12 protein-coding genes are annotated in these 16,062 nt (G+C 70.8%); 5 read left to right on the plus strand and 7 right to left on the minus strand.

Features of this window, described 5'->3' with window-relative positions:
* Window positions 1-65: 65 nt before the first annotated feature.
* The 3 genes from QSJ97_RS17445 (at window position 66) to QSJ97_RS17455 (ending at window position 2,821) form a co-directional block, all read left to right on the plus strand.
* The gene (locus tag QSJ97_RS17445; protein WP_285673292.1) at window positions 66-767 is read left to right on the plus strand and encodes a GntR family transcriptional regulator; all 702 of its coding nucleotides are present in this window, start codon (window positions 66-68) and stop codon (window positions 765-767) included.
* 19 nt (window positions 768-786) lie between these two features.
* Entirely contained in the window at window positions 787-1,563 is a 777-nt protein-coding gene (locus QSJ97_RS17450) for an SDR family oxidoreductase (RefSeq protein ID WP_285673294.1), read from the plus strand.
* 241 nt (window positions 1,564-1,804) lie between these two features.
* Window positions 1,805-2,821, plus strand: a complete 1,017-nt coding sequence (locus QSJ97_RS17455) for a Vgb family protein (RefSeq protein WP_285673296.1) — start codon at window positions 1,805-1,807, stop codon at window positions 2,819-2,821.
* A gap of 15 nt (window positions 2,822-2,836) precedes the next feature.
* Here the strand turns inward: QSJ97_RS17455 and atzF are convergent, their stop codons facing one another.
* From atzF to QSJ97_RS17480, 5 genes are read right to left on the minus strand one after another with little or no spacing between them, the layout of a single operon-like run.
* On the minus strand, window positions 2,837-4,606 hold the full coding sequence (gene atzF / locus QSJ97_RS17460; protein ID WP_285673297.1) for an allophanate hydrolase: 1,770 nt from the start codon (window positions 4,604-4,606) through the stop codon (window positions 2,837-2,839).
* A gap of 12 nt (window positions 4,607-4,618) precedes the next feature.
* Window positions 4,619-6,247, minus strand: coding sequence for a dipeptide ABC transporter ATP-binding protein (locus tag QSJ97_RS17465; RefSeq protein WP_285673298.1), 1,629 nt, complete (start codon window positions 6,245-6,247; stop codon window positions 4,619-4,621).
* 3 nt (window positions 6,248-6,250) lie between these two features.
* Complete coding sequence (locus QSJ97_RS17470; RefSeq protein WP_285673300.1) at window positions 6,251-7,138, minus strand: ABC transporter permease; 888 nt, start codon at window positions 7,136-7,138, stop codon at window positions 6,251-6,253.
* On the minus strand, window positions 7,138-8,160 hold the full coding sequence (locus tag QSJ97_RS17475) for an ABC transporter permease (protein WP_285673301.1): 1,023 nt from the start codon (window positions 8,158-8,160) through the stop codon (window positions 7,138-7,140). Before QSJ97_RS17475 ends, QSJ97_RS17470 begins: the two co-directional genes overlap by 1 nt.
* A complete protein-coding gene (locus QSJ97_RS17480) occupies window positions 8,160-9,782 on the minus strand; it encodes an ABC transporter substrate-binding protein (RefSeq protein WP_285673303.1) in 1,623 nt (540 codons plus the stop codon). Before QSJ97_RS17480 ends, QSJ97_RS17475 begins: the two co-directional genes overlap by 1 nt.
* Window positions 9,783-9,906: 124 nt before the next feature.
* Between QSJ97_RS17480 and QSJ97_RS17485 the strand changes: the two genes are divergently transcribed.
* The gene (locus QSJ97_RS17485) at window positions 9,907-10,803 is read left to right on the plus strand and encodes a LysR family transcriptional regulator (protein ID WP_285673305.1); all 897 of its coding nucleotides are present in this window, start codon (window positions 9,907-9,909) and stop codon (window positions 10,801-10,803) included.
* A gap of 82 nt (window positions 10,804-10,885) precedes the next feature.
* On the opposite strand, the gene QSJ97_RS17490 is transcribed toward QSJ97_RS17485, so the two are convergent.
* A complete protein-coding gene (locus QSJ97_RS17490; RefSeq protein WP_285673306.1) occupies window positions 10,886-13,615 on the minus strand; it encodes a cellulase family glycosylhydrolase in 2,730 nt (909 codons plus the stop codon).
* A 160-nt stretch (window positions 13,616-13,775) separates the two neighbouring features.
* On the opposite strand from QSJ97_RS17490, the gene QSJ97_RS17495 reads away from it, so the two are divergent.
* Window positions 13,776-14,678 carry a LysR family transcriptional regulator gene (locus tag QSJ97_RS17495; protein ID WP_285673307.1) on the plus strand — a complete coding sequence of 301 codons (903 nt, stop codon included), beginning with the start codon at window positions 13,776-13,778 and terminating at the stop codon, window positions 14,676-14,678.
* A gap of 4 nt (window positions 14,679-14,682) precedes the next feature.
* Here the strand turns inward: QSJ97_RS17495 and QSJ97_RS17500 are convergent, their stop codons facing one another.
* On the minus strand, window positions 14,683-16,062 hold the full coding sequence (locus tag QSJ97_RS17500) for an acetyl-CoA carboxylase biotin carboxylase subunit (RefSeq protein ID WP_285673308.1): 1,380 nt from the start codon (window positions 16,060-16,062) through the stop codon (window positions 14,683-14,685).

The raw sequence follows: 16,062 nt of genomic DNA on the forward strand, positions 1-16,062 counted from the left end.
TGATCTGTTATCTGTGATCACAGTCAGATTGTGCTATGACCGCTCATATGTCGAGAGAATTCTGGATGCCGATGAACGACGCACTCGCCAGGGAAGCCCAGCTGCAGATCGAGCCCACGCTCGGCGACCGCACGTTCCGCCAGCTCAGCAAGCTGCTGATCTCGGGCCAGCTGGCGCCGGGCGAGCGGCTCTCGATCCGCGACCTGGCCGAGACCTTTGGCGTCTCGATGACCCCGGTGCGCGAGGCGGTGGCGCGGCTTGCCGCGACCGGCGCGCTCACCGTCGCGCGCAACCGTGCGGCCATGGTGCCGGTGATGGATCTCGCGACGTTCCGCGATCTGGCCCGGGTGCGCGAGGAGATCGAGGGCTTCGCGGCGGCCGAGGCGGCGCGCAACCGCGACGAGGCGCAGCTCGCCGAGATCGAGCGCGCCGAGCGCGCCTTCACGGCGCTCAGCAGCACCCGCCCCTCCGATATTGTGCATGCGGTGCGGCTCAATCAGGAGCTGCATTTCGCAATCTATGCGGCGGCCGGATCGCCGACGCTGCTCGAGATCGTCTTCGCGCTGTGGCTACGGGTCGGGCCGGTGCTCAACCTCGACCTGCGCGAGAACCCGGGCCGGCTCGAGGCCGGTATCGCGGTCGAGTGCCACAAGGCGGCGGCACGGGCGATTCGCGACCGCGATCCGGCCCGCGCCCGCGAGGCGATCGCCCGCGACATCGCCAGCGCCGCGGAGTTCATCAAGGGGCAGAACAAGCTGCCCTCCTGACAGGAAAGAGAGACACGGCATGGACCTCAACCTTCGTGACCGGCGGGTGATCGTGACCGCTGGCGCCGGCGGCATCGGCCTGGAGATCGCGCGCGCCTTCGTCGAGGAGGGGGCGCGGGTCTGGGTCTGCGACGCCGACGACCGGGCGCTCGCGGCGCTCGGCACCAGCGACCCGGCGATCCGCTCGGCGCCATGCGATGTCGCCGACCGGGCGGCGGTGGCCGCCTTCTTCGAGACCGCGACGGCGGATCTCGGCGGGCTTGACATCATGGTGAACAATGCCGGGATCGCCGGGCCGACGGCGAAGGTCGACGACCTGCCGCCGGAGGAATGGGACCGCTGCCTCGAGGTCTGCCTGACCGGACAGTTCAACTTCGCCCGGCTGGCCGCGCCGCTGCTGCGACAGAGCGACAACGCCTCCCTGATCAACCTCTCCTCGCTCGCCGGGCGTTGCGGCTTTGCCCTGCGCTCGCCCTATGCCGCGGCGAAATGGGGGGTGATCGGCTTCACCAAGTCGCTGTCGATCGAGCTCGGGCCCGATGGCGTGAGGGTCAATGCGATCCTGCCCGGGCTGGTGGCCGGCGACCGGCAGCGCCGGGTGCTCGAGGCGAAGGCGCAGCGCCTCGGCCGGAGCTTCGCCGAGATCGAGGCGGCGGCCTTCTCCTACACCTCGATCCGGGAATACGTGACCCCGCGCCAGATCGCCGACCAGATCCTGTTCCTGTGCAGCGAGCGCGGCCGCACGATCTCTGGCCAGGCGATCTCGATCTGCGGCGACACGCAGATGCTCGCCTGAGGCGGCGCCCTCGCCGATCCGCGGGGCGGAACGCGGATCGGGCGGGGCGGGATGCCGGCCCGGATGGCGCGGAGCGGGCGCCGCGGCAGCAGTCGATGACATCAGGATTTGTTTGATTGATTTCCCGCATCGTTGCAGCGTCAATCGCGGCATTCGCGCCGGCCGGGTGCCGGCGCCGCCGGGGCGGTCGCGGCATCGCCGCGATTCGCTGCCGGGAACCCTGGACGCTAGGAGGCATGCAATGCGACTGCTCCCCGAACCAGCCCGCGCCCTTCTCGGAACCGCGCTCGTCGTCGCCCTTGCCCAGACCGCGCCCCTCGCCAGCGCCGATTCCGGCGTCGTCATCGAGGAATGGGCGGTGGAGGCCGACGGCCGCCCGCGCGATCCCTATGCCGCGGCCGCCGACACCGTCTGGTTCGTCGGCCAGGCCGGCGACTATCTCGGCCGGCTCACCCCCTCGACCGGCGAGATCGCGATCCGGCCCCTCGAGGACGAGCCCGGCCCGCACAACCTGATCGTCGGCGCCGACGGCATTGTCTGGTATGCCGGCAATCTCTCGGGCTATATCGGCCGCTACGATCCGGAGACCGACGAGATCCGGCGGATCGAGATGCCCGACCCCGCGGCCAACGATCCGCATACCCTGGTCTTCGACGAGGGCGAGCGGAACATCTGGTTCACCGTGCAGATCGGGAACTTCATCGGCCGGCTCTCGCTGGCGGACGAGCGCATCGACCTGATCGAGGTGGAGAGCGGCAGCGCCCGCCCCTATGGCATCAAGGTGGGGCCGGACGGCACCGTCTGGGTCGCGCTGCTCGGCACCAACCGGCTCGCCTCGGTCGATCCGGAGAGCCTCGCGGTCACCGAGCACGAGATCCCGGCCGCGGATGCCCGGCCGCGGCGGCTCGAGGTCACGGAGAGTGGCGAGGTCTGGTATGCCGACTATCGCCGCGGCGTCGCCGGCCGGTTCAGCCCGGCGACCGGCGCGTTTGCGGAGATCGCGCTGCCCGCGGGCTCCGGCAGCCGCCCCTATGGCACCGCGCTCGATGCGGCGGGCACCTTCTGGATCGTCGAGACCGGGGTGGAGCCGAACCGCATGGTCGGGATCGACACGGCAACCGCCGGGATCAGCTCGGTCACGCCGATCCCCTCCGGCGCCGGAACCGTGCGGCACATGCACTATTACGCGCCCGAGGGCGAGGTCTGGTTCGGCACGGACGAGGCGACGATCGGTCGGGCCAGGGTCACCACGCCCTGATGCCTGCGCGGCGCCTCAGGGCGCCGCCACCCCTGCCCTGCCCTCGAGAAAGCGGCGCCAGCCGCCGAGATGGGTGATGTCCTCGGCGCCCTGCACCCCGGCCGCCTCGACGAGGAAGCCGTGGACCTCCGCGCCGTTCTCGAGGGTGATCGTGCCGATGGTCAGCGGCGCCGGCACCCCGGCAAGGAAGCCGCCGAGCGCCGTCTCCGGCAGCGCCCAGATCTCGAGATCGATGGCCGCCCCCTTCTCGATGCGCAGAAGGCCGGGGCGCGCCGGCGGGCCGCCGGCCAGGGCATAGAGCCGGTATTGCGGCGCGGTCCGCGCGGTCTGCAGGAACCGTGCGCCGCGCGAGGTCAGCTCGTGATTCAGCGGCAGGCCCCGCATATGCGCGCCGCAGACGGCGATGCGGAAGGTCTCCGGCGCCGGCCGCGGGCCGAGCGGAAGGGCCGGCGCCGCCTCGAAGAGCTGCGCCACCGAGGCGGCCAGCGCATCCTGCCCCGAGGGCGCGATCAGCGTGACCGAGCCCGGGCGCCCGTCGGCGCGCGGTTCGGTTGGCACCGCGATGGCGCAGAGATCGAGCAGGTTCACGAAGTTGGTATAGGTGCCGAGATTGGAGTTCGGCGTGACCGGATCGGCCTCGAGATCGGCGCGGGTGTAGAAGGTCGGAATGCTGGGTACGCAGAGCAGGTCGAGCGCGCCGAGCGCCGCGCCGGCGGTGCGCGCGAGGTCCTTCAGCCGGTACATGCCGCGGAAGGCATCCGCCGCGGAGAGCCGCCGCGCCGCGCCGATGATCCCGGCGGTGGTGGGCAGCAGCGCCTCCGGATCGGCCTCCATCAGCGCCTCGACCACGGCATAGCGCTCGGCCACCCAGGCGCCCTCGTAGAGCATTTCCGCGACATCGTAGAAGGGCGTGAAGTCGATCTCGCGGATCACCGCCCCCTGCCCGGCGAGCCGGGCCAGTGCAGCCTCGAACATCGCCGCCTGCGCTTCGTCGCCGAAGAACTTCCGGGTCTCGCGCGACGGCACGCCGATGCGCAGCCCCGCCGGCACCGGCCCCGGGGCGCCGGCCACGATCTCGCGCGAGAAGGCATCCGCCGGGTCATAGGCGCAGGCGATGTCATAGGCGGCATAGGCATCCGCCACCGAGGCTGCGAAGACCGAGATCGTGTCGAGCGTGCGGCAGGCGGGCACGACGCCGGTGGCCGAGAGCGCGCCGAGGCTCGGCTTGAGCCCGACGATGCCGTTCAGCGCCGCCGGCACCCGGCCCGAGCCCGCGGTGTCGGTACCGAGCGAGAACGCCGCGAGGCCGAGCCCCACCGCCACCGCCGAGCCGCTGGAGGAGCCGCCCGGCACGATCTCCGGGTCGAGCGCGTTCCGCGGCACGCCATAGGGCGAGCGCACGCCGACGAGGCCGGTGGCGAACTGGTCGAGATTGGTCTTGCCGATCAGCAGCGCGCCGGCCACGCGCAGCCGCGCCACCACGAAGGCGTCGCGCTCGGCCTCGTAGGCATAGGCCGGACAGGCGGCGGTGGTGGTCATGCCGCCGACGTCGATGTTGTCCTTCACCACGAAGGGCAGGCCCCAGAGCGGATGCGTCGCCGGATCGCCGGGCAGCGCCGCGGCCTCGGCCTGCACCTCGGCGATGTCGCGCAGGCAGATGAAGATCGCGGGATCATCCGCCGCGGCGATGCGGCGATAGGTTTCGGCCACCACGTCGGCGGGAGTGACGCCCTCCCGATAGGCGGCATGCAGCGCAGCGCGAGTGAAGGGCAGGGTCTCAATCATCGGATCTTCCACTTATGCCGGGGTCTTGACGGGGGGTTGCGGCGCCGCCTCGATCAGCGCGCGCGTATAGGGGTGGGCGGGGGCGGACATCACCTGCGCGGTCGGCCCGCGCTCGATGATCTCGCCCCCCTTCATCACGATCACCTCGTCGCAGAGCAGGCGGACGACGTTGAGATCGTGGCTGACGAAGAGATAGGACATCCCGAGCCGGGCTCTCAGGTCAACCAGCAGGTTGAGCACCACCGCCTGGATCGAGACGTCGAGCGCGGCGGTCGGCTCGTCGAGGATCAGCAGCTTCGGCTCGAGCGCGATCGCCCGGGCGATGCCGACGCGGGCCTTCTGCCCGCCCGAGAGCTGGTGCGGGTAGCGGCTGAGCAGTGGCTGCGGCAGGCCGACGAGATCGGCCAGCTCCGCGACACGGGCCTTCAGCGCCCGGCCGCCGAGCCCGCCCATGCGCGCCAGCGGCTCGGCGATGGCCGAGGCCCCGGTGTCGCGCGGGTTGAGGCTGTCGGTGGCGTCCTGGAACACCATCTGGATCTCGCGCCGCAATGGGTGCCAGGCGAAGCGCGCGGCGGGCACCGCGGCGATGTCCTGCCCGTCGAACAGGATCTTGCCAGAGCTCGGATCGAGCAGGCGCACGATCATCTCGGAGGTGGTCGACTTGCCGCAGCCCGATTCGCCCACCAGCCCGAGCGACTGCCCCGCCCGGATCGCGAAGGAGATGCCCTTGACCGCCTGCACCGGCCCGGATTTCGAGGGATAGGTCTTCACCAGATCCACCGCCTCGAGCACCGGATGGTCCTGCACCCGGTGCGCGGGCTCGGGCGTGCGCGCCTCCGCCGGCAGCAGGCTGCGGATCGAGGCGCCGACCACCGGCGTCGCGTCGACCAGGCGCCGGGTATAGGGGTGCTCCGGCTCGGTGAAGAGGCGTTGCGGCGCGCCGGTCTCGACGATCCGGCCGTCCTTCATCACCACGATACGGTCGCAATACTGCGCCGCCAGGCCGAGATCGTGGGTGATCAGGATCGAGCCCATCTCGCGGGCGCGGGCCAGCTCGCGGATCAGGTCCATCACCGATTTCTGCGTGGTGATGTCGAGCCCGGTGGTCGGCTCGTCGGCGATCAGCAGCCGCGGGCTGCAGGCCAGCGCGATGGCGATCACCACGCGCTGGCACATGCCGCCCGAGAGCTCGAAGGGATAGGCGTCGTAGCGCGCCTGCGGATCGGCGATGCGCACCGCCTCGAGCGCCTCGATGGCCTTCGCCCGGGCGTCCTGCCGGGTGGCCTGGGCGTGCTGCAGCAGCACGTCCTCGATCTGGTGGCCGACCTTGCGGATCGGGTTGAGCGCCGCGCGCGGGTTCTGGAAGATCATCGAGATCTCCCGGCCGCGGATGCTGCGCATGTCGCGCTCGGCGGCGCGGCGCAGGTCGATCCCGCCATAGCTGATCGTGCCCGTGCGGATCTCGCCCCCGGCATCGAGGATGCGCATCAGCGCATAGGAGGTGACCGACTTGCCCGAGCCGCTCTCGCCGACGATGCCGAGCTGCTCGCCGCGGGCCACCTCGAAGGAGATCCCGCGCACCGGGTTGACCTCGCCCTTGCGGGTGCGGAAGGCGACGGAAAGATCCTCGATCTGCAGCATCGCTCAGGTCCTCTTGCGCGGGTCGACGATGTCGCGCAGCCCGTCTCCCAGAAGGTTGAAGGTGAACACCGCCAGCATCAGCCAGAGCCCCGGAAAGACCGCGAGCCACCATTCCCCGGAGACGATGAAATTCGCGCCCTCGGCCACCATGATACCCCATTCCGGCGTCGGCGGTCGCACCCCGAGCCCGATGAAGGAGAGCCCCGCCGCGTTCAGGATCGCCCAGCCGAGATTGAGCGAGACCTGCACCATCATCGGCGGCAGCGCGTTGGGGAAGATATGCACCGCGAGCACCCGCAGGTCGCCGTTGCCGGCGAGCCGGGCGGCCCGGGCGAAGCCGGCATTGCGCCGGATGTTGACCTCGGCCCGCACCAGGCGCGCATAGAAGGGAATGTTGATGATCGCGGTGGCGTAGATGATGTTCTCCACCGTGTTGCCCAGCGCCGCGACCACGCCCATCGCCAGCACGAAGAGCGGGAAGGCCATGATCGTGTCGAGGCAGCGGTTGAGCACCGCGTCGATCCAGCCGCCCCAGTAGCCCGCCATGCCGCCGAGCACCGAGCCGAACGCGAAGCTCAGCGCCACCGCGGCGACCGAGATCGTCAGGTCGAGCCGGGTCGCGACGATCACCCGGCTGAACACGTCGCGGCCGAGATTGTCGGTGCCGAACCAGTGCTCGAACGAGGGCGGCTCGAGTGCCCGGGCGGCCTCGGTGGCGAGCGGGTCATAGGGCACCAGCACCGGCCCGAGCAGCGCGCAGCCGAGGAAGAAGCCGAGCATGGCGAAGGCCAGCATCGTCACCGGGTTCTCGCGCAGCACATGGCCGATATGGGCCAGCGTGCCGTCGCGTCGCGGCGGCGCCTCGGCGGCCGTGAGGGTATCCTTCGCCATCAGGAGAATCCGATCCGCGGGTCGATCAGCGCATAGGCGATGTCGATCACCAGGTTGAGGAGGACGAAGAGCAGCGCCATCGCCAGCACGAAGCCCTGCACCGCGGCATAGTCGGAGACCACCAGCGCCTCGACCGCATAGGAGCCGATGCCGGGCCAGGCGAAGACCTTCTCCACCAGCACGTTGGCGCCGAGGGTGAAGGAGAACACCATGCCGAGCGTGGTGATCACCGGCAGCAGCGCGTTGCGCAGCGCATAGCCGTAGAGCACCTTGCCGCGGCCGAGCCCGGCGGCACGCGCCGTGCGGATGAAGTCCGACGACAGCGCCTGCAGCATCGCCGCCCGGGTCATCCGCGCGATCGGCGCCAGGGTGAAGAGCGCCAGCGTGACCGCCGGCAGCACCAGCTGCTTCAGCGCGCCGAACCAGGTCTCCCAGTCGCCCGCGAGCGCGGCGTCGATCAGGTGGAAGCCGGTGACGGTGGGCGGCGGGAGGTAGATGAAGTCGAGCCGGCCGAGCGGCGAGGGCGCGACGCCGAGCAGGTAATAGAAGACGTAGATCAGCACGATGCCGGTGAAGAAGGTCGGCATCGAGACCCCGGCCGTGACCAGCACCCGGCACAGATGATCGACCCAGGTGCCGGGCCGGGTCGCCGCCAGCACGCCGAGCGGGATCGCCACCGCGCAGGACAGCAGCAGCGCCACCAGCGTCAGCTCCAGCGAGGCCGGCAGGCGGCTCGCCAGATCCGCCGCCACCGGCTGGCCGGTGGAGATCGCGGTGCCGAGATTGCCCTGCGCCAGATCGCCGACATAGAGGAAGAACTGCTGCACCAGCGGCTTGTCGAGACCGAGCGCCTCGCGCACCTCGGCGATCGAGGCCTCGCTCGCGGCCGGACCGGCGAAATAGGCCGCCGGATCGCCAGGCAGCGCGCGGGTGAGCAGGAAGGAGATCACCACCACCCCGGCCACCACCGGCAGCGCCTGGGCCATGCGGCCCAGGATCATCTTCGCGCGGTCCGACACCATCAGGAGGTGGCCTTCTCGAGCGGACGCACATCGAGCTGGCGATGGAACCAGAACTCGTAGCCCGCCGCGCCGTTCATCGCGACGTTGAGTGCCGGCTGCCAGAGCGGGATGCGCGGCAGGTCCTCGAAGGCGATCTCGAAGAGGCGTTTGATCTTCGGCGCATAGGCCGGGTCGTCCATCGCCATGTGCAGGCTCTCGTCGACCAGCCGCTCGACCTCCTCGTTGCGGTAGTTCGAGGAGTTGAAGAGGTGCCCCTCCTTGTAGGCCCAGAAGAAGTAGTAGTCCGGCGTGTTCAGCCAGCCGCCGAAATTCTCCAGATGCAGCGGCAGGCGCTTCTCGACCAGCGCCGCGGTGCGCCAGTTGGCACCGGGGATCTTCTCGATCTCGGTGCGGATGCCGAGCTCGCCGAAGGATTCCTGCAGCAGCAGCGCGGTCGGCTCCATCCAGTCGGCGAGGCCGAGGCTGATCGAGAGCGGCACCTCGAAGCCGGAGGCGAAACCGGAGGCCGCCATGTGCTCCTTCGCCTTCGCCATGTCGGTCATGTAGGGCGAGCGCCGCGGCCAGGCGGTGTCGGCGATCTCGGCCGGCCCGCCCCACATCGGCGCGCCGCGGCCATAGGCGGCGGTCTGGAAGATCGCCTCGTAGGGGATCGCATAGGCCAGCGCCTTGCGGACATTGGCGTCGCGGAACGGCTCGAAGGCAGTGTTCGGGCAGAGGCAGTGGATGCAGTTCTCGATCGGCGTCGAATAGACCGTGACGCCCTCCTTGGCCGAGAGCTCGGCGGCATCCTTGTTGGGGATGTTGAAGGACATCTGCACGTCGCCGCGCTCGATCAGCGCGCGCCGGGTCGCCGGGCTCGGCACCTCGCGCAGCACCACCCGCTTGTAGGCCGGCAGCGGCCCGCCGACCCAGGCGTCGTTGCGCTCGTAGACCAGCTGCTGGCCCTGCTGCCAGGCCGCCACCTTGTAGGCGCCGGAGCCCGCCGGCGTGGTGTGCAGATACTCCATCGCCCAGGGGTCGGCCTCGGTGGCATTGGCCTTGGCCACGGCGGAGTTGATGATGAAGGGCACCGGCACCGCGAGATCCGGCAGCGTCAGCTTCGACGGGCGGTCGAGCCGGATCACGAAGGTCTCCGCATCCACCGCCACGAACTGCTCGGGCCGCTGCAGGCCGCCGGCCTTCATCTGCACGGTCGGGAAGCCGCCGACCGAGACCGCCCGGTCGAAGGACCATTTCACATCCGCCGCGGTCACCTTGCTGCCGTCCCAGAAGGTCGCGTCGGGCTTCAGCTTGAAGGTCATCGTCAGGCCGTCGTCGGAGATCGTCCAGCTCTCGGCGAGCTCGGGTTCGATCACAGAATAGTCGTAGGAGAGCCCGCCCCCCGGCGCCGGCTTGGTGCCGAAGCTCACCAGCCGGTCGTAGCAGTTCACCGCCACCTGGTAGGAGGCGCGGTTGGTGCCGGTGCGGTGCAGGTCGAGCGAGTTGATCGTCTGCCCGGTCACCGCCACCAGCACCTCGCCGCTGGCGGCATGGGCGGGGATCGCCTTGAGGAAGGGCAGCATGGCGGCGCCCAGCGTGCCGCCGCTCAGCTTCAGGAAGTCTCTGCGGGATGTCTGTGTCATGGCGCGCATACCTTTCGGACTGGTGCGAGAAACCGTCGCGCATGATCGTGGAGTGGCCCGCCGCTGCGTTCCAGTGCTATGAATTCAGAGGATCGGTGCAAAAAATGCAGCGCAAGAGGCGATCATGCGGCATCTGATGGTCTATGACATGATCGAGGCGGTGCACCGCGCCGGCTCGATCCGCAAGGCGGCCGAGGACACCAACATCACCGCCTCGGCGCTCAACCGGCGCATCCAGGCCTTCGAGCAGGAGTTCGGCTCGGAGATCTTCGAGCGGCTGCCCCGGGGCATGCGGCTCAACCCGGCGGGCGAGCTGCTGCTGCACCATATCCGCTCGCAGCGGCAGGACCTCGCGCGCATCCACTCGCAGGTGGCCGATCTATCCGGCGTGCGCCGCGGCCATGTGAAGATCGCCTGCTCGCAGGCGCTGCTGCCCTATTTCCTGCCCCGGCAGATCTCGATCTACCGGCGCGACTTCCCGGCCGTGACCTTCTCGGTGAATGTCCGCGACCGGATCCAGGCGGAGCAGGACCTGGTGAACTTCGAGAGCGACATCGCGCTGGTCTACGAGCCGGCGCACATGGTGGATTTCGAGGTGCTCCACGTCGTCGCCCAGCCGGTGCTCGCGGTGATGTCGCGGGCGCATCCGCTGGCCGCGCGCCGCGAGCTGCGGCTGCGGGAATGCCTCGACTACGACCTGCTGCTGCCGGGCCGGCAATATGGCGTGCGGGTGCTGCTCGATGCCGCCGCGCACCGCATCGGCCGGCCGCTGGAACCGGCGCTGGAGACCGAGTCCTTCGAGATGATCCGCCACTGCGCCGCCTATGGCCAGGCGATCGGCTTCCAGATTCCGGTGGGGCTCAACGAGCTGGCCCGCCCCGATCTCGCCTATGTGCCGCTGTCGGGCAAGGATGTCGCGGGGGGCCAGCTCTATCTCGGGCATCTGCGCGGACGGACCCTGCCGGTCGCCGCGCTGAAATTCGCCAACCAGATCGCCGCCGCGCTGGGCGACGCGGCCTGAGCCTTCGGGCAGAGGCCGGGCGCGGGGAGAGGCCGGGACGGGGAGAGGCCAGCCTCCCCCCGCCCCGAGACCGGACCCGCGGTCAGAACAGCAGCGCGTCCGGCCCGAGATCGGCCTGGCCCGCAGCCTGGAAGCCCCAGTCGACCGCCTGCCCCGGCGCCAGCTCGGCGTTGTAGGCGGCATTGCCGAGCAGGTAGGTGTCGCCCTCGTGGCCGAGGATCGTGGCGTTCCAGATATTGGTGATCTGCGCCTCGGTGACGAGCTCGAAGGTCCAGCCGTCGAGCGCCGCCGTGCCCGCATTGGAGACCTCGCCGCGGGCGACGAAGCCGCCGTTCCAGGCATCGTCGATGGCGATGCTGCCGGTCAGCCCGTCATCGCCGCCCGTGCCGCCGCCCGTGCCGCCGCCGGGGCCGCCATCGGTATCGTTGTCCGCGATGGTGACGCGGCCGGTGCCGTCGGCGAGCTCGGCGCCCTCGACCTCGCCGAGCACCAGGTCGAAATGCTCGTCGCCCTCGACCAGCGCATCGTCGATCACCGAGACCGCGACGCTGGCCACGGTCTGCCCCGGTGCGAACGCCACCTCCACCGGGGCGAAGGCATAGTCGCCCTCCCCCGCGGTGCCGGCGCGCGCGGTGACGGTGGCGGTGACCGCCTCGTCCGACGGCGCATCGAGATGCAGCTCGACCAGCACCTCCCCGTCGCCCTCGCCGACCGCGGCATCCGAGATCGCGAGCGCCGGCAGCTCGGCGGCCGCGTCATCGTCGTCGCGGATCGTGACGGTGGCCTCGGCGGTCTCCAGCACCCCGCCCTCGGCGCCCGTGAGCAGCACCGAGAAGGCCCGGTCCGGCCCCGCCGCGGTATCCGCCACCACCTCGAGCGTGATCACCTTCCGGGTCTCGCCGGGGGCGAAGACCAGCGTGCCCGAGGCCGCCTCGTAGTCGACCCCGGCCCGCGCCGTGCCATCGGCGGTCTGCCAGTCCACCCGCACCTCGGCATCGTAGGGCGCCGAGAGGGTGACCGGCACCGCGACCTCGGTGATCGTGTCGATGCCGCCCTCGCCCGGCTCCGCGCTCAGGTCGCCGCCGAGGATCGGGGCCAGCGCCTCCAGCTTCCCGGCGATCGGGGTCTGCCAGTCATCCGCCAGGATGCCGCCGGTATCGCCCGAGTTCGGGTTCCAGGACCAGAAGGTCCAGCTCGCGCCGAGCTCGTCGAGATAGGGGATGAACGCCTCCATCCAGGCGACGTCCTTGGGGTCCTCGAAGCGCGAGCCGAACTCGCCGACCAGCACCGGCGCGATCCCCTCGCGGGCGATGTAGCCCCAGTACTGGTCCCAGATCTCCGGCAGGTTGTCCGGGAAGTCCGGGTCGGAGAACCAGGGCTGCGAATAGATCGAGTTGGGATAGGCATGCGGGCTGTAGACCAGCTTGTCCTCCTGCTCGAGGCGCACCGGGTTGGCGCCGACCCCCGAGAGGTTGCCGCCCCACCAGTAGTTGCCGCCGATGCCCTCGACCAGCACCAGCACCTCCGGGTTCGCCTCGTGGATCGCCTCGATCGCCGCCTCGGCGCCGAGCCGCCAGTCCCGGTCCGGGTTGCCGGTGCCCCATTCCGCGCCATGCGGCTCGTTGGAGAGATCCATCCCGATCACCGTGGGGTCGTCGGCATAGCGCTCGGCGAGCATCGCCCAGTCGGCCACCCACTGCGCCTGCGAGACCCCCTCGCCATACCAGAGCCCGTTGGAAGAGGCCCCGTCGCCGGCGGCGTTGCGGTGGTTGTCGAGGATGATGCGCAGGCCGATCTCGCCGGCATAGTCCACGATCAGGTCGATGATCTCGAGCGGCGAGAGCCCCTGGAGATCGGGGTTGAGCGCATAGTTGATGCTGTGCGCCTCGGCCCCCTCGCGCAGCGCGTCATTCGAGAACGGCAGCCGGATGGTGTTGAAGCCGAGCTCGGCCATCTGGTCCATCATGTCCTGCCAGTTGCGGGTGTGCAGCCCGTCCGGCGCGCCGCGGGTGGTCTCGGCGCCGAACCAGTTGACCCCGGTGAGCGTGACCTCGTTGCCCGCGGCATCGACGATGCGGCTACCCTCGGTGGAGAACCAGCCCGCCGCCGCGACGGTGCGCGGGTCGCCCTCGGCGATCTCGACCGGGGCCACCGAGATCGTCGGCGGCTCGGGGCGATCGTCGCTCAGGATGGTGACGGTGGCGGAGGCGTCGGCGATGGTCGCGCCCTCGGCACCGCTCAGCGCCAGCGTGAACGTCTCCGGGCCTTCGACCAGATCGTCGTCGAGGATCTCGACGGAGACCACCGCCTCGGTCTCGCCGGGCGCGAAGACGACCACCTCGGAGACGGGGCGGAAATCCGCCGCATCGGCGCTGCCGGCAAGGGTCTGCACCGTGACGCTGACCGGGCTGTCGGAGGGCCGGTCGAGGGTGAGGGTCAGCGCGGCGATGCCGTCGGTCTCGGAGACCTCCGCATCCGCCACCGAGACCAGCGGCAGCACCGGCTCGCCGGTCTCCCCGGCCGCCGCCTCGAGCTCCGAGACCAGCGCGGCCTCGCCCCCCGGGGCGCCGAGGAAGCCGAAGGAGAGCGCCTCGCCCGGCGCCAGCGCGGCGTTCCAGGAGAGGTTCTCCACCGTGATCAGGTCGCCCTCGCGCGCCACGATGCGCGCGCCCCAGATTTGCGTCAGCTCGAAACCGGCGCGAAAGCTCACGCGCCAGCCCTCCACCGCCGCGCCGGCATCATTCGTCAGCGTGATGGCTCCCTGGAACCCCGTCGACCAGTCGTTCACCGTGGCATATTGCGCGCTCAGCACCGTCGTTTCTCCTCGCTCCAAATGGCTGCGTTCCCTGACCGATCGCACCGGCACAGAGGCTCGACCGTCTATCTAGGGGCTCGCAGCGTCTCGTTCTGCTGCTATGTTTCGCGCGGAGCGGTGACGGAATGCGTGCACTCACACGTGGGGGGAGACGACGATGCGCCATCTCGAGATCTACCGGATCATCCGCACGGTGGCTGCGGTCGGCTCGATCCGCCGCGCCGCCGACCCGCTGAACATCACCGCCTCGGCGCTCAACCGGAGCATCCGCCAGTTCGAGGAGGATTTCGGCGCGCCGGTGTTCGAGCGCCATGCCCGCGGCGTGCGGCTGACCCCGGCGGGGCGGCTGCTGCTCGACCACATCCTCGACCAGTTCTCCGAGCTCGACCGGATCCGCGCGCAGGCCGGCGCCGAGACCGGCACCGCGAAGGGCCATGTCTCCATCGCCGCCTCGCCGGCGCTGCAGGCCTATCTGCTGCCGCTGGAGATCGCCGCCTGGCGCCGGGGCAACCCGGAGGTCACCTTCAGCATCTACATGCCCGGGCGCACCCCGGCCGAGCAGGAGCTGGCGGATTTCCGCAGCGAGCTGGCGCTGGTGCTCGAGCCGGTGCATCTCGGCGGGCTCGAGGTGATCGCCGAGGTGCCGATGGCAATCCATGCGGTGATGGCCGCGGGCCACCGGCTGGCGGCGGCCGAGACCGTGACGCTGGAGCAGTGCTTTGCCGAGACCTGCGTGATCCCGACCGAACCCTTCGGCATGCGCTCGGTGCTGGAGATGGGGATGCGCCGCAGCGGCCGGCAGGTCTCCCCCGCGGTGGAGGCCGACAGCTTCGAGCTGATGCGCCAGTACGTGCTGTTCGACGAGGCGGTCTGCTTCCAGATCCCGGTGGGCCTGACGCCCGAGGTCGATCCGCGGCTCGCGATGCGCCGGCTCGCCGAGCCCTGGCTGCCGGAGGCCCGGCTGATGCTCGCCAAGCGCCGCGGCCGCATGCTGAGCCATGCGGCCGAGGGCTTCGCCGCCCATCTGGCGGAGCGCATCCGCGCCCTCGCCGACGGCTGAGGCGTCAGGCCGCGCCGCGCTCGGCGGCCCGCTCCCGTTCCCGGATCTCGAGCAGCGAGCCGGTGGTCATCCGGGCCTCGACGAGCTCGGGCGCGTCGACCACCCGGCGCAGGAAGGCGAGGTTGGTGGCGATGCCGCCGATCTCCACCCGGTCCAGCGCCGCGGCCAGCCGAGCCAGCGCGGCGGCGCGATCCGGCCCCTGCACGATCACCTTGGCGACGAGCGAATCGTAGTGCGGCGAGATCGCATCGCCCGCCCGCACCCCGGTATCGACGCGCAGGCCCTCGGCCGGCTCGGGCCAGTCCAGCGTCGCGATGCTGCCGGGCGCGGGCAGGAAGTTCTTCTCCGGCCGCTCGGCGCAGAGCCGCACCTCGACGGCGTGCCCGGCAAGGCGGATCTCCTCCTGCGCCACCGGCGGCAGCATGCCCGCGGCCTGGCGGATCTGCCAGCCGACGAGATCGACGCCGGTGACCATCTCGGTCACCGGATGCTCGACCTGGATGCGGGTGTTCATCTCGAGGAAGAAGGCCTCGCCGCTCTCGACGTCATAGACGAACTCGACGGTGCCGGCGCCGGCATAGCGGACGCTCGCGGCGAGCGCCACGGCGGTCTCCCGGATCCGCTGCCGCGTCGCCTCGGGCAGATCCGGCGCCGGGGCCTCCTCGACGACCTTCTGGAAGCGCCGCTGCAGCGAGCAGTCGCGGTCGCCGAGATGCACGGCATGGCCGTCGCCCCAGCCGAACACCTGCACCTCGACATGGCGGGCGCGGCCGACATAGCGCTCGAGGAACACGGTGCCGTCGCCGAAGGATTTCGCCGCCATCGAGGCGGTGGCCCCGACCACCTCCGCGAGCCGCTCCGGCGTCTCGACGACGCGCATGCCGATGCCGCCGCCGCCGCTCGCCGCCTTCACCAGCAGCGGGTAGCCCACCGCCTCCGCCGCCGCCGCGAGCCCCGCCGGATCGCCGGGATCGACCGCCGGACTGCCCGGCAGCACCGGAACCCCGACCTCCGCCGCGATGGCGCGGGCCCGGCTCTTGTCGCCCATCGCCGCGATGGTCTCCGGCGCCGGGCCGATCCAGGCCAGCCCGGCCTCCGCCACCTGCGCCGCGAAGCCGGAGGATTCGGCGAGGAAGCCATAGCCCGGATGGATCGCCGCAGCGCCGGTCTCCCGCGCCGCCCGGATCAGCGCCGCCGCATCGAGATAGCTCTCGTGCGCCGGGGCAGGCCCGATGCAGACCGCCTCGTCGGCCAGGGCGACATGCATCGCGTCCGCATCCGCGGTGGAATGCACGGCAACTGCCCGGATGCCGAGCGCGCGGCAGGCACGGATGATGCGGCAGGCGATCTCGCCGCGATTGGCGATCAGGACTTTCGGGAACAT

Source organism: Paralimibaculum aggregatum, assembly GCF_030270585.1.
Taxonomy (GTDB): Bacteria; Pseudomonadota; Alphaproteobacteria; order Rhodobacterales; family Rhodobacteraceae; genus Thermohalobaculum; species Thermohalobaculum aggregatum.

Bases quoted from the DNA above. Each gene is read 5' to 3' on its own strand.
- QSJ97_RS17445 (WP_285673292.1), top strand. From the start codon at position 66: ATGCCGATGAACGACGCACTCGCCAGGGAAGCCCAGCTGCAGATCGAG.
- QSJ97_RS17450 (WP_285673294.1), top strand. From the start codon at position 787: ATGGACCTCAACCTTCGTGACCGGCGGGTGATCGTGACCGCTGGCGCC.
- QSJ97_RS17455 (WP_285673296.1), top strand. From the start codon at position 1,805: ATGCGACTGCTCCCCGAACCAGCCCGCGCCCTTCTCGGAACCGCGCTC.
- atzF (WP_285673297.1), bottom strand. From the start codon at position 4,606: ATGATTGAGACCCTGCCCTTCACTCGCGCTGCGCTGCATGCCGCCTAT.
- QSJ97_RS17465 (WP_285673298.1), bottom strand. From the start codon at position 6,247: ATGCTGCAGATCGAGGATCTTTCCGTCGCCTTCCGCACCCGCAAGGGC.
- QSJ97_RS17470 (WP_285673300.1), bottom strand. From the start codon at position 7,138: ATGGCGAAGGATACCCTCACGGCCGCCGAGGCGCCGCCGCGACGCGAC.
- QSJ97_RS17475 (WP_285673301.1), bottom strand. From the start codon at position 8,160: ATGGTGTCGGACCGCGCGAAGATGATCCTGGGCCGCATGGCCCAGGCG.
- QSJ97_RS17480 (WP_285673303.1), bottom strand. From the start codon at position 9,782: ATGACACAGACATCCCGCAGAGACTTCCTGAAGCTGAGCGGCGGCACG.
- QSJ97_RS17485 (WP_285673305.1), top strand. From the start codon at position 9,907: ATGCGGCATCTGATGGTCTATGACATGATCGAGGCGGTGCACCGCGCC.
- QSJ97_RS17495 (WP_285673307.1), top strand. From the start codon at position 13,776: ATGCGCCATCTCGAGATCTACCGGATCATCCGCACGGTGGCTGCGGTC.
- QSJ97_RS17500 (WP_285673308.1), bottom strand. From the start codon at position 16,062: ATGTTCCCGAAAGTCCTGATCGCCAATCGCGGCGAGATCGCCTGCCGC.